16 protein-coding genes and 1 pseudogene are annotated in these 12,754 nt (G+C 32.3%); 9 read left to right on the top strand and 8 right to left on the bottom strand.

The features are described 5' to 3' along the window. Positions 1 to 14: 14 nt before the first annotated feature. The 3 genes and pseudogenes from MSWAN_RS13195 to MSWAN_RS12460 all read left to right on the top strand — a co-directional run. A pseudogene (locus MSWAN_RS13195) lies at positions 15 to 566 on the top strand (right-handed parallel beta-helix repeat-containing protein); the annotation flags it as partial. A gap of 16 nt (positions 567 to 582) precedes the next feature. Continuing rightward, positions 583 to 843: a right-handed parallel beta-helix repeat-containing protein gene (locus MSWAN_RS13130; protein ID WP_083809374.1), complete on the top strand. Its 261-nt coding sequence runs from the start codon at positions 583 to 585 to the stop codon at positions 841 to 843. A gap of 548 nt (positions 844 to 1,391) precedes the next feature. After that, entirely contained in the window at positions 1,392 to 1,532 is a 141-nt protein-coding gene (locus MSWAN_RS12460; RefSeq protein WP_013825842.1) for a zinc ribbon-containing protein, read from the top strand. A 420-nt stretch (positions 1,533 to 1,952) separates the two neighbouring features. Here MSWAN_RS12460 and MSWAN_RS06585 read toward each other — a convergent pair whose 3' ends face one another. The 4 genes from MSWAN_RS06585 to MSWAN_RS06570 form a co-directional block, all read right to left on the bottom strand. Continuing rightward, a complete protein-coding gene (locus tag MSWAN_RS06585) occupies positions 1,953 to 2,390 on the bottom strand; it encodes an SRPBCC domain-containing protein (protein WP_013825841.1) in 438 nt (145 codons plus the stop codon). A 209-nt stretch (positions 2,391 to 2,599) separates the two neighbouring features. Continuing rightward, the gene (locus tag MSWAN_RS06580) at positions 2,600 to 3,073 is read right to left on the bottom strand and encodes a metal-dependent hydrolase (RefSeq protein WP_013825840.1); all 474 of its coding nucleotides are present in this window, start codon (positions 3,071 to 3,073) and stop codon (positions 2,600 to 2,602) included. Continuing rightward, positions 3,073 to 3,534: a hypothetical protein gene (locus MSWAN_RS06575; protein ID WP_013825839.1), complete on the bottom strand. Its 462-nt coding sequence runs from the start codon at positions 3,532 to 3,534 to the stop codon at positions 3,073 to 3,075. Before MSWAN_RS06575 ends, MSWAN_RS06580 begins: the two co-directional genes overlap by 1 nt. Before the next feature lie 251 nt (positions 3,535 to 3,785). Further along, positions 3,786 to 4,655: an alpha/beta fold hydrolase gene (locus tag MSWAN_RS06570; protein WP_013825838.1), complete on the bottom strand. Its 870-nt coding sequence runs from the start codon at positions 4,653 to 4,655 to the stop codon at positions 3,786 to 3,788. 162 nt (positions 4,656 to 4,817) lie between these two features. Here MSWAN_RS06570 and MSWAN_RS06565 point away from each other — a divergent pair, with 162 nt between their 5' ends. The 4 genes from MSWAN_RS06565 (at position 4,818) to MSWAN_RS06550 (ending at position 6,935) form a co-directional block, all read left to right on the top strand. Beyond that, positions 4,818 to 5,159 carry a hypothetical protein gene (locus MSWAN_RS06565; RefSeq protein ID WP_013825837.1) on the top strand — a complete coding sequence of 114 codons (342 nt, stop codon included), beginning with the start codon at positions 4,818 to 4,820 and terminating at the stop codon, positions 5,157 to 5,159. 246 nt (positions 5,160 to 5,405) lie between these two features. Continuing rightward, positions 5,406 to 6,206, top strand: a complete 801-nt coding sequence (locus tag MSWAN_RS06560; protein ID WP_013825836.1) for a sulfite exporter TauE/SafE family protein — start codon at positions 5,406 to 5,408, stop codon at positions 6,204 to 6,206. A 66-nt stretch (positions 6,207 to 6,272) separates the two neighbouring features. Continuing rightward, complete coding sequence (locus tag MSWAN_RS06555) at positions 6,273 to 6,614, top strand: hypothetical protein (RefSeq protein ID WP_048187981.1); 342 nt, start codon at positions 6,273 to 6,275, stop codon at positions 6,612 to 6,614. 9 nt (positions 6,615 to 6,623) lie between these two features. Then, a complete protein-coding gene (locus tag MSWAN_RS06550) occupies positions 6,624 to 6,935 on the top strand; it encodes a uracil-DNA glycosylase family protein (protein ID WP_048187979.1) in 312 nt (103 codons plus the stop codon). A gap of 313 nt (positions 6,936 to 7,248) precedes the next feature. Here MSWAN_RS06550 and MSWAN_RS06545 read toward each other — a convergent pair whose 3' ends face one another. Next, the gene (locus tag MSWAN_RS06545) at positions 7,249 to 7,653 is read right to left on the bottom strand and encodes a hypothetical protein (RefSeq protein ID WP_013825835.1); all 405 of its coding nucleotides are present in this window, start codon (positions 7,651 to 7,653) and stop codon (positions 7,249 to 7,251) included. A 690-nt stretch (positions 7,654 to 8,343) separates the two neighbouring features. Further along, the gene (locus tag MSWAN_RS06540; protein ID WP_013825834.1) at positions 8,344 to 8,544 is read right to left on the bottom strand and encodes a hypothetical protein; all 201 of its coding nucleotides are present in this window, start codon (positions 8,542 to 8,544) and stop codon (positions 8,344 to 8,346) included. A gap of 227 nt (positions 8,545 to 8,771) precedes the next feature. On the opposite strand from MSWAN_RS06540, the gene MSWAN_RS06535 reads away from it, so the two are divergent. Then, positions 8,772 to 9,098, top strand: a complete 327-nt coding sequence (locus MSWAN_RS06535) for a DUF4326 domain-containing protein (RefSeq protein WP_013825833.1) — start codon at positions 8,772 to 8,774, stop codon at positions 9,096 to 9,098. 297 nt (positions 9,099 to 9,395) lie between these two features. Here MSWAN_RS06535 and MSWAN_RS06530 read toward each other — a convergent pair whose 3' ends face one another. After that, entirely contained in the window at positions 9,396 to 11,342 is a 1,947-nt protein-coding gene (locus tag MSWAN_RS06530; protein WP_013825832.1) for a heavy metal translocating P-type ATPase, read from the bottom strand. After that, positions 11,329 to 11,706, bottom strand: coding sequence for an ArsR/SmtB family transcription factor (locus MSWAN_RS06525; protein ID WP_013825831.1), 378 nt, complete (start codon positions 11,704 to 11,706; stop codon positions 11,329 to 11,331). Before MSWAN_RS06525 ends, MSWAN_RS06530 begins: the two co-directional genes overlap by 14 nt. Before the next feature lie 313 nt (positions 11,707 to 12,019). Between MSWAN_RS06525 and rbr the strand changes: the two genes are divergently transcribed. Then, positions 12,020 to 12,604: a rubrerythrin gene (rbr, locus tag MSWAN_RS06520; protein WP_048187977.1), complete on the top strand. Its 585-nt coding sequence runs from the start codon at positions 12,020 to 12,022 to the stop codon at positions 12,602 to 12,604. The last annotated feature ends 150 nt before the right edge of the window (positions 12,605 to 12,754 follow it).

Here is a 12,754-nt window from a genome sequence, read left to right as displayed (position 1 = left end):
ATGCAACAATATATGTGGCTACAGCATCTTCCAATTCACAAAATGGTGTACGTTCCACAGGTTCAAATGCTAATATTGTAAGTGTTAAAGCAAATTCCAATAAAAATAATGGAATTTTATCTTCAGGATACAAGGTTTATATAGGTTATGCAAATACAAACTACAACTTATTAAATGGAATTTATTCTTCTGGAAGTAGTGCTTTCATTAGGAATTCAACATCTAATTCCAATAAACAACAAGGTATTCTATCCTTGGGTAATGCAGCTGTTATATATTATTGTAACGCTACAAAAAATGCTAATGGAATTTATTCTACAGGTTCTGCTGCTGAAATCCTAAATAGTAATGTCCACTCAAATTCTAATTGTGGTATCAGTTCCACGGGATACAAGGCTTATATAGAAATCAATACCGTATATGCTAATAAATATGGAGTTTATTCTAAAGGATCAAAATCAGTTATTTATGGAAATAATATTTATTCCAATAAACTGAACGGAATATATTCAGTGGGGTCATATGCCACCATAACCCGAAATACTGTACTTTCAAATAAAGGTCATGGGATGTTCCACAGGATTGTCAGCATACATCTATCAAAATACAGTAAAAAACAACTACCAAACCGGTGTTTATTCTACAGGCAAATTAGCATCCATATACTACAACACCGCTTCTTACAACAAACAAAATGGAATATATTCTTCAGGTGCCAAGGCTAAAATTGCCAAAAACACAGCTAGGAATAATAAATTATACGGTATTTACTCAAAAGGTAAAGGATCAAAGGTGGCCAGTAACACAGCCTCGGGAAATACAAAAAGGAATATTAAAAGTTAAATAAAATTCTTTTCTTATTTTTTTTATATCCATTGTTAATATTAAAGACAAATCACCAGACGTTTAAAAAATAAGTGAATTCATGCTTCCTGTGTACGGTTTAAGAGCATAAAAGAAAGTAAGCAAAACATTTTACCTTTGGTACTCATCAATTTAATAAGGGAAACGTGTTTAAAAAGTTGATTTAAAGTATAACTCGGCGTCGTTCCATTAATATCCTTCTTATCCCATTAGATGATCTTTCAATTAATTTAAATTCTATTTTATGGGTTAATATTTCTAGATCATCCCTAGTTTTTAACCATTTTTATAAGACATGTTTGGCTGAACTTAATAATAATCTTAAATTTATCTTTTTTTTGTTTTACCTTAAAAATAAATAAATTTTTACACCATATATTAATACTTTTTGCTTTGTTCGTGCATCGATAGTATTATTATATTTGATTTAGTAATACGTTACTTGTAAAAATTGGAGGATCATTACTTCCGATGATGGGACATGATTACTTCAAAAATTACTTGAAAAATAGTTAGGAGGTGAATTAATGCCTTACAGAAGTGGACAAAAACCAGGAAGGGGCACCTACGTTTGTACGGGTTGTGGTGAATGCCGGGATCTCAACTACGATACGGACCCTTTACCTTCCTGTGATCGGTGCAACAACAATCTTTTCACGAGATATTAACAGAAAACAGTTTAAATTAAGAGAAAACAGTTAAATTAACAGTTAAATTAACAGAAGACAGTTACAAATGAATTTATGATTTCCCCGTTTTGAAACTTTTTTTTAGAACAAAAGAGGATTTTTTTTTAAAAAAAGGAGTTTAAATCTTATCTCCTTTTTTATAAACAAGCTTCATTTTCTCAAATCTTAATCAAAGGTTTTTTAAATCTAATATACTTAAGGAAATAACTTATTAAACTTGTTGAGATTAAGTCCAATTAAACTGTTTTTTTAGTCTGATTAAACTGCTTTTTTCAGGTTTATTCAGATAGATAGTGTAAAACTTTTGGATACTTAACTATAATTTAGAAAATTTTCTGTAGAATTACAATAAAAAAAACTTTAAATGAAATAGATTGATTTTAAATGAAAATTGAGTTTTTATCCCATCATTTTTTCTGCTCTTTGTTTTAAATTTTGATTCATCATTTCAAATCCAGATTTAGTATTTTTTAATAGTTTAGAGAAAAATGGGACGAATATTCCGGTAAATCTTTCTTTTTGGATGAATAAAACGGTGTTATCATCAATTTGATTAATAATCCAACTATGTTCTCCATCGATCAATTTTGGAATCCATACTTTTCCAAGCCATTTAATTTTTTTTTCCATTTCAACTTTCTTTAAAGTTGGTTTGAATTCCATACCCTTTGAATTTGGAGGTTCAATGAATATTCTAAGTTCAGATCCTTCTTTTAGGGTTCCTGAAATTTCCTTAATGAATGGGTTCCATTCTCCAAACTTATCAAAATCTGTAAGTATACCCCATACAACACTTGCTGAAGCATTTATCTGAATTTCACTATAAATTTCTTTCATAGTAGTATTATATTCTTAATAATTAAAAATATTGTATTGGATCTTTGAGTAAATTGGGTAATGTTAGTAAATCCAATTATACTTAAGGAAATAACTTATTAAAGTTGTTGAGATACTAAGTCCAATTAAACTGTTTTTTTAGTCTGATTAAACTGCTTTTTTCAGGTTTATTTGAATAATGGTGTAAAACTTTTGGTACTTAATTATAGTTAGGTCCGGTTTTTGTCAGTGTATCTTCCCACCAAATAAACTCCAAGGGCCAGGGCCAAAACAACAGCTGTAACGTTGTAATCAGCACTTGTGGTTAAGCCCAACTGCCATGAACCCCAGTTGAATGGGTAAAATAGGTAGATGCCGTTGTTGACATTTTCCAGGGTTAAATCCAGGATGTAATGGGTGACCACTCCGAAGCTTAACATGAGAAATGCAGTTTTTTTGTTGTGAAAGAGCAGGGATAGCAGACCTGCAATTGTGAAGGATCCTACAGGTAGGTGTATGGGTTCTATGAAGTTCCAGATGTTCCAGCCCATTGCCTGAAACAGCATGGCAAATTTCACAATGTCCGGTACCAGAGCTCCTATCATTACCAGCACGGTGTTTTCAGGTCCGAAGCTCGTATATTTAAAGCGTAAAAGTCTGCAGATTATCCATGCTGCAGCGATGTGGGTTACCCAGTCTGGCATTATTTCCGCCTCCTGAATTCCATTTTCTTGGGGTTAAAATACCAGTAACGGTTGAAAAGCCAGGCTAAAAATAGGATTGCCAGAAATGAACGTATGAGCATGAATTGGTAGCTCCAATTGGAAATTACAATTATTTTATACTCCTTAACATGATATGAAGGTTCTAAAACTCCCATTACACCTACATTATCTCCGACAGATACAGAGGTGGATGATTCAACACTGTAATTTACCTTCTGGTTCATTCCTGTGTCTTCCAGCTCAAAACCGCAGGGGTATACAGATTTAACCTCTCCAGAGACTGATACATATTCTCCGAGGGGGTAGTGTGCCAGTATCATTGTGGTATCTGGATAGTTGGTATGTTTCTGGTAATTTTCTTGATAGTAAAGGCAGAGTCCTGCAAGTAGAATGATGAGAATTACTGCAGTTGCCAACCTTTTTTTTGATGATGATCTCATTTTAAATAAACCTTTATACGTTGTGTGGCTTTAGATTATCCTTTTATCCATTTATAAATATCTATTCCTGGTGAAATGGTTTGTCCATATACATTTTGATTTATACAAAAAAAATTAGAATTTGTAATTACATTTTTTTTATCATGACACTTTTAGGGCTATTCCAGCACCATCAGGACTATTCCAATCTTTATGGCTATTTCAGCACCATAAATTTCAGCATCATAGTGCTTTAAAGGGAATACAATCATTCACTGGAAAAAACGTTTTAATTCGTGTGCGACGCGTTCTGGCTTGCCATAGTTTTGTGCTGAGTCATGGTCAAGTCCTTGAAGTTCAACACGATTAACGTGTGGCAATACTTTGTTCAAAGCATCGAGGCTATCTTTCAATAACGTTGAGCTCTTGCTGCCGTTGAGTAGTAACACTTCTGCAGGTACATCTTTGAAATTTTCAAGTTTTCCCTTTGTCTCGTTGACCAGTTGTACGCCGAATTTCAGTGTGGGCATAAGATCTTTGATGGTTACATCATCACCTTTGACTCTCATGGCATCTATCCACAATATGAGAGTGAAAATTATTGCCATTAAAAAATCTGGTAGTTTATAAAACACTGAAGGTGGGTTTTCGTTAGCTTTTGTTATGTCTACCATTGCTGCAATCCATTTGCCCTCAGATATCTTCTTGTCATAACGCTGTACAGTGGCGTTAAATTTATTCATCTTTGACTTGTTAACGTAAAGGAGCGGTTCATAGAGGGCAATTTCATGGATATCTGGCAAAGTAAGTGTTGATTGCAATATGATAAGAGCACCTGATGAGGCACCGAAGAGATAGTGTGCATCTGTTTTTTTTAGGAGAGCATCCAAATCTTCAACTTTCCTTTGTAAGCTGTAGTTATCGCCAAACGGTCCACTCAAACCACGGCCACGACGGTCTGGAATATATACCGTAAAATCATCGGAAAGTACCATGGCAAGCTTCATAAAGTATTGAGATGAACTTATACCTCCGTGCATGATAATAAGACCCGGGCCACTACCCATTTGCCGATAACCAATAATGGTGCCGTCATAAGATGTTACAGAGCTCTTTGTGTACAATTTATTCCGGTTACTCATACAAAATACCCCTCATTTATCTATAAAATCATTATCATCTGCATCTAATGAACATATGTAATTCAAAAGCCTAAAAAATATGAAGTTGTTATTTTTCCTAAAATTTAAAATACCCTTTTAAACAGATATAATAAATAAATAGGATATTGTTCGTATTTGAAAATGAAATACGTCTTTAGAGTAGATAAACAAGGGCTTATTGGTAAAAATATAAGGGGAGAAGACGTAAAAATGGTTTCTGAAAAATTTTATAAAAAATTGATGGAAATAACCCAGTTAATGGAAAGAGAGGGTGAGGGAATTGGCTACATTCACAATGAAGTTGATACTTACACTATTGGAACGAAGATTTACAGTGAAAAAATAGCCAAATACTTGGACGAGACATTAGGAACCTGGGAAGGTAGTGAGGCTCAGGTCAAAAAAAAGAAGGGAAAAAATAAACAGGAAAGAGGAAGTAAGGTTGGTTATCTTTGGAAGATTCCCGTAAAAGAAAGCAAATGAAGTTTATTGAGGAATGAATTATCTTTACCAGCTTTTTTTTAATCAGCTTGTTAATTATCCATAATTTTTTAGTTTAAGACTCTTTTTAGATAAATCCATGGTGGATTTATGAAATTTTTAACTTTGTAAATGTGTGTTAACTATCAAAAATTCATTTCAACCTTGAACTTAAACCAGAACTTAAACCAAATAATCATTAACCTAAATCATTCATTTAGGTTTTAGGTATAGAGGTTTACAAAGAACATGAATAATAAAAAAACATCATTCTTGTCATTTATTATAGGAGCTCCTATTGGTTGTTTAGGAGGTTTAATAGGTTTAGGAGGGGCTGAATTTAGGCTGCCTTTCTTATTAAAAACTTTTAACAAAACTGCTAAAAAAGCAGTGGCACTAAATATGTTAATAAGTTTAATCACAGTTGTATCTGCCATTTATTTTAGAATGAATAATTTTGATATCTCTCTTATCTATCCTCAAGTACTTTTAATGATTGGAATAATTGTAGGCTCTACTATAGGTGCTTACTTTGGAATAGGGCTATTCAATAAAATATCTGACGTTTTGTTTAAAAAGGTATTATTAACCCTACTTATGGTTATGGGATTGCTTCTTATCAGTGAAAGCTTCCTCACCTTTGGATCAATGGGAGTAACATTTGGCAGTATCTATATAGAACTAATTGTAGCCATATTATGTGGATTACTAATTGGGATTATTAGCAGCCTCTTAGGAGTTGCTGGAGGAGAAGTTATAATACCCATATTAATCTTAATATTTGGAATAGACATAAAACTAGCAGGAACACTAAGCCTGATCATTAGCTTACCCACAATGATGGTTGGAATCACAAGACACAAAAACAACAAAATGTACACTGAAAAATCAGAACTCAAAGCTCTAGTCTTACCAATGGGTATAGGATCCATAATAGGTGCCTCAATTGGAGCATTCTTAGTCATATATGCCCCTTCAGAACTACTGAAAATCATACTAGGTGCACTACTAATATTCACATCCCTCAAAATACTAACGGAAAAAGACTAATTTAACCATGTTGATTTAATGCGATCTGTTGAGGACAGAAACTTCCATAAATTTCGCAGTGATTAAATGAAAACTAAAGAAGAACTTTACACGGATCTTGTAGACAAAAGAAAGAAATTTAAGTTTCCAGAAGGGCTTAAAAATCCATCAGAAATTGAATCAGGCATCTATGATAAAGAAGACCATATTGGGCCTTGGTCTAAGTGGCAGGGAAACCTCAATGCTGAAATTATGCTTATTGGACAGGACTGGGGTAGTGAAAAATATTATCTGGATAATAAAGGAGATCACGACGATTATGGCATAACCAATTCTCGCATGAAAGAAGTATTCGGTTTATTGGGGATAGATGTGGGTCTTCTGAATACCCCGAATAAGGATGCGTCCTGTTCACAAACGTCGTTTTAGGACTTAAAAATGGCAATAAGAGCGCAACAAATTAAAAATAAATGGGTTAAAGAACATTCAAAAGAATTTTTAAAACCAACACTGGAGATTGTAGACCCTAAAATCATCATAACCCTTGGAAAACCTGCTTATGATTCTGTTGCTGACATTTATGGACTTAACAAAGACAAAATGAGTAAATTAATTAAAAAAAATCCCATTAAACTTTCCAATGACAGAATTCTTTTTGCAATGTATCACTGCAGCCCTCTAGGATGTATAAACCGAAAATGGGAACTACAAAAGCAGGACTGGATAAAAATCAAAGAGTATCTAAACTAATAAAATTATTATATTTGTTTATAATTTTACCCAAGGTAAATGGGGGTTAGTTAATATTATGTACTTTAGAGTCATTATGTTATTTTTCAAGAATAAGGATTTTTAATAAGATTAACATACTTTTTTTTAAATACCTGGAAGTTGGGTCAAAATAGTTGATTAGATGTATATCTGGCGTTTGAAATACATGCTTTTTTACTGGTTTTATAAATGAAAATGATTTGCAATTCAAAAAATTTTTACTTCGCCATACAAGACTATAACGAAGTTTTGAAATTTATTAGTTTTCAAGAAAGATTTTTTTTATAAATAGTTAATTTAATGAGTTTGAATTAATGAGTTTTTTTGGATTACATTCCGGGCAGTCCCAATTATTAAAAAACCATTCACAGTCATTATTGCATTTATCCAACGGTATAAAATATTTATACTCTCTTCCGGGACCTACATAATCTTCATTTATTTTCCTGTGTACTAATCCTGCCCTCCAAAGATTATTTAAAGCTGTATTTATACAGGATTCCGTTTCATTAAATATTTTTCTAATATCTTTGACTATTAACCCCTTATCAGAATTTGAAGGTAAAATCTCTTTAAATAGTTCATAACGTTTTCTTGTTGTTGGGCTGTACTTAATTAAACAATTTCCACAACGCTTAGTACTATAAGTTATAAAATTTGTTTCTTTTCCACATTTACTGCATTTTCGTTCAAACATGTTAAACCCTCTGTTATTTAATGATCTTTTTATAGGATTTAGCTGCCTGTCTTATTTTTCTTTTCTTTATATACAAAAGAAACTCTTTGCTCCCAGTTTAGATTCAAAGAAATTCCCTAAAATTTTCTTTATTTAATAATCTAAATATTTATCTAACCATTTATTATATTTCCAAACAGTATTAGAAAAAAGACTTAATGGTAAATTTTAAAACTAATTTAATAATCACGAAATTTAAATATAAAAGCATGGAAAACAAACAGTTCTGGAGCGAACTAACTATAATAACTTCGAATCTATTTTTAATATGAATGTTTAGATAATAACGTCCATGGAATTCCTGAAAACCATGTGTATTTCAAATGTTTGGTGTATATGGAATGGTCTATTCTTCCTAATTTCAAAAGATTTAGTTTTTGGGTATGAAAATCATTTTTTTATCCTTGGGTTTCTTATTTTTTGAGAATTCTGCATAAATAATTGATATCCTAATGTGGAACAATATAAGTTATTGAACTGATTCCCATGGAATAAGTATAACCTGTTGAATTTATGCTGTGAAAGTATAAACTTTGAACTTAAGTATATTCATTAAAATATACTAGTCTAACTTATTAGACCTAGATAAATGTCTGAAAAGAAGATGTTGAATCAGAACTTGCCAGTTAAATTCAGAATATGCTTTTGGTTTTAAACTGGATACTCGTAGCTCACTAAATTAGAAATAAGTACCACCCTTTTGTAGGGTTCGCCCCTGTAGGAGTTCCTGCTGTAGGTTATGGTTATCTTCCTGGTTCCAAGGTTTATGAGGCTTATGGTTTTGTCAACACGTTTATCAATGGTTATTGCCTTACCAGCTTCTAATTCCAGACTTACCCATTCAACGTCCATTTATATCACCACTTTCTATTTGTGTCCTGCCACTGCATTATTTTTTTCCATCCTTTGATTGTAATCAAATCGTTTAATTTATTTGATAAATGTGAAGTAAGTACGCAATCACAATTAATTAAATATGTTAGTACTGCAATCATAATTAATAAAATATATCTGTAATGTAAGACAGATATAAAAGTAGAAAGCATGTTAAAATATCAAAGGGGAGTGAGGTACGATACATGACAATAAAGGTAAGAAATTTAAATACGTGGAAAGGTGAAGAAGGTGAATTTGTTGAGTATGTGGGTAAAGGATCCGTACTTGAAAACCCATACACCAAAGGCTGCAAAAGGAAGCTAAATGATCAATATAAGGAATATTTAAAGGGTCTTCCTGTGGATAGCCCCCAGTGGCAAAGAATTGACGACTTGAAGAAGCTGCATGAAGAAGGAAAAAACCTAAATTTACTTTGTTCTTGTTATCCTGACCCCTGCCACTCAAATATTATCAGTGATGCTATAACCGGGCGCATAAAACCTAAAAAGATAAAACCTAAAAAAATCTGATTATCTACAATTACTTTTTTATTTATAGTGTTTATTCTAAAGATAACTTTTTTTTTAAATAAATCCAATATTTCCATAAATATTTCATTTTTCAAATTTATAATTTAAATTATTTGAATTCTTTAAAAGTTAGATATATGTTTAATTCAATGATCATGACAAAAATTAGGATTAAAACACGAAAGGAAGCGCAAATATAGCGTTTTTACCCATGGTCAACTAGTGCGAAAATATGATGAGATTTTTGATTGTATTTTAATTTCCACAAAAAAAGATAAAGAAAAGTCTAAAATACCTTTAATCTGCGCTCCCTATTCTTAAAGCGTTTAAGATTACTGCAAGGGTTAATCCCATATCTCCAAATGCTACAGCCATCCATAATGAAACAAATCCAAGCACTGCGAAGAATGCGAAGGACCCTTTAACTAAAATGGATACTGAAACATTTTGTTTAACAACAGACATGGTTTTTTTGCTTAAATTGATCAGATAATTAACTTTGGAAATGTCATCATGCATTAAAGCTATATCTGCGGTTTCTATTGCCACATCTGAACCAGCAGTGCCCATTGCAATACCTACATTGGATACTGCAAGTGCAGGAGCATCATTTACACCATCACCAACCATAGCAACTTGTTCCCCATTTTCAAGTAACTCATTAATTATTCTAACCTTATCTTCAGGTAAAAGACCAGCATAATAATTGTCAATACCTATTTTAGATGATACTGCTTTTGCTGTGCCTTCATTATCACCAGTAAGCATTACGGTTTTAATATTGCTTTCTTTAAGTTCCTGAATTGTGCTTCTTGAAAGTGGGCGTATTTTATCCATTAAACTTATCAATCCAATAATATGTTCATCATTACCGATAATAACAATAGTTTTACCTTCATTTTCATGCTTCCGTATGAGGTCATCTGGTAAATCAGGGCTACCTTTAAAAAGGCTTCTTTTACCGATGTAAAACATTTTTTCATTAATTAATCCTTTAACACCTTTTCCAGTAATAGATTCAAAATTATCTACTTCTTTTAGGTCCATATCTGATTTTTCAATGCATTGTATAACTGCTTCAGCAAGAGGATGTTTGGATTTTGATTCCAGTGAACCCGCTATCTGAAGAATTTCTTTTTCAGAATAGTTATTTAATGATATAATGTCTGTTACTTCTAATTTTCCTTCTGTAAGTGTTCCAGTTTTATCAAAAACCATTGTTTTGATTTTTTGCATTGCTTCAACGTATTCCCCGCCTTTAATTAACACACCATTGTTTGTACCTGCTGTTATTCCTGAAACTATGGAAACCGGAGTTGACATGGCTAATGCACATGGACAAGATACTACAAGCAATACTAAAGCTCTGTAAAACCATGTGTCAAAATTTAAGCCAAAAATAAATGGTGGTACTGTCGCTACTATTATTGCAAGTCCTATTACTGCAGGAGTGTAATAATTGGAGAATCTGTCTATAAATGCTTCAGTTTTTGATTTCTTTTGTTGGGATGCTTTAACAAGCGCTATAATTTTAGATAATACTGTTTCATTTGATTTTTTTGTTACTCTTACTTCAAGATAACCTTCTTCATTTAAGGTACCTGCAAAAACTGTGTCTCCTTCTTTTTTCGTTTCAGGTATACTTTCACCAGTTATTGCAGCTTGATTTACTGATGAAGTACCGTTAACTACAATTCCATCTAATGGAATTTTATCTCCAGGCTTAACAACCACAATTTCATTTATATCAACTGCATGAGCATGTAATTCAATATTTTTACCATCTCTTTTGACCACTGCGTTTTGTGGGGTGAGCTTTATTAACGCTCCAACTGACCTTCTGGCTCTTTCTCCAGCATAGTCTTCTAAATACTCTGCAATAAAGAATAGAAATATTACTGCTGCACCTTCAGCTCCTTCACCTATTATGAATGCCCCTGCAGCAGCAATGGTAATTAAAAAACTTATATTAAATTTTCCTTGAAAAAGCTTTTTTATTCCATTTGGTATTATTTCATATCCTGAAATTACTGCAACTGCAAGAAAAAGGATTTCTGCAAATAATTTTTTGCCTGCAAAGAAGTTAAGATACAAACCAACAGCTAAGATTATAGCTGATATTCCTATAATATAACTTGGTTTGATTTTGTTCTCTTCCTCTTCTTTTTCCTCAAATAAGTTTGCATCACAATATTTACATGTATCTACAGTGGTTTCTTCGGTTTTATTGTTATTCTGTGACATGTTCGACTCCAATCTCCATTATTTTTACTACGTGTTCATCTGCAAGGGAATAATAAGCTACTTTACCTTCTTTTCGGAATTTAACCAAATTTTTATTCCTTAATAAACGTAATTGGTGAGATATTGTTGATTGATTCGCATCAAGCACTGCAGCTAAATCACACACACATAACTCTTTGTGATATAAAGCTTGTAAAATTTTAAGTCTTGTAAGGTCACCGAATATCTTAAAAGTCTCTGATACTTCTAAGAGGACACTTTCATCCATCATATTAGATTTAGCTTGTTTCACTGCTTCTTCATGGATACATTCAATTTCACAAATATCATTTTCTTTCATATGTATAACAGTACATATGACCATATATAAACATTATGATCTAGAAAAATAGTTACTAAATTCATTACTTGACAAGATAGCAAAAGAAAAAAAAACTGAGTATTTTTTTTAAAATTATTTAAAATGTCTTCTATGTTTCGTTGATTCCATAAGTTGTTGGAATATTTTCAATAAACCTTGAATTTTGTTTATAATGGTTTTAGAAGTTTGGATATGACAAATTAACCTTAAAATCCACTAAAATATTAAAAAAGAGGAATTTTTGAAACTAATCATATAATCACTAATTATAAAAATTTATTAAATAGAACTTATAAATAGTTAGCTGGTGTTTATGATGAAAAAAACGTTGGAAAACTTAAGCAAGGCATTCATTGGTGAAAGTCAGGCCAGGAATCGATACAGTTTTTATTCTAAAATCGCTAAGAAAGAAGGTTATGAACAGATAGCTGAAATATTCCTCGTAACGGCTGAAAATGAACGTCAACATGCTAAATGGATTTTTAAGTTGATACAAGAGCTTAGAGAGGAGTCCAGTGAAGATTTAGATGCTGTAACTGTGGAAGCAGAAGCACCTCTAATAATGGGTGACACGGTTGAGAACCTCAAAGCAGCAATAGCTGGTGAACACTACGAAAACAGCCAGATGTATCCTGAATTTGCAGATGCTGCTGATGAAGAAGGGTACGATATTATAGCTGTCAGGCTGCGCGCAATCGGACGTGCAGAGGAACATCATGAAGAACGCTACACAAAACTTTTAGGTGAAGTTGAGGCAGGAACAGTGTTCAAAAAAGAGCAGGAAGTTAAATGGCTCTGCCGTAAATGTGGATACGTTCATACAGGAAATGAACCGATACCAAAATGTCCTGCATGCGGCCATTCAAGCAAATACTTCGAAATTCTTTGTGAAACTTACTGATGAACGTCAGTAAAACTAAAAGATTAATGAGAATTTTCTTTAATTTATTTTTCTTTGAAGTTACAATATGAGTTTGAAAAGTATTTGGTTAAAAATATTTAGTTAAATAGTAAAAGAGTTAACCAGATGGATTAAATTAGATCATATTAC

It is taken from the genome of Methanobacterium paludis (assembly GCF_000214725.1).
GTDB lineage: Archaea > Methanobacteriota > Methanobacteria > Methanobacteriales > Methanobacteriaceae > Methanobacterium_C > Methanobacterium_C paludis.
The sequence above is the reverse complement of the archived record's forward strand: the minus strand, read 5'-3'. Positions and strand labels throughout refer to the sequence as shown.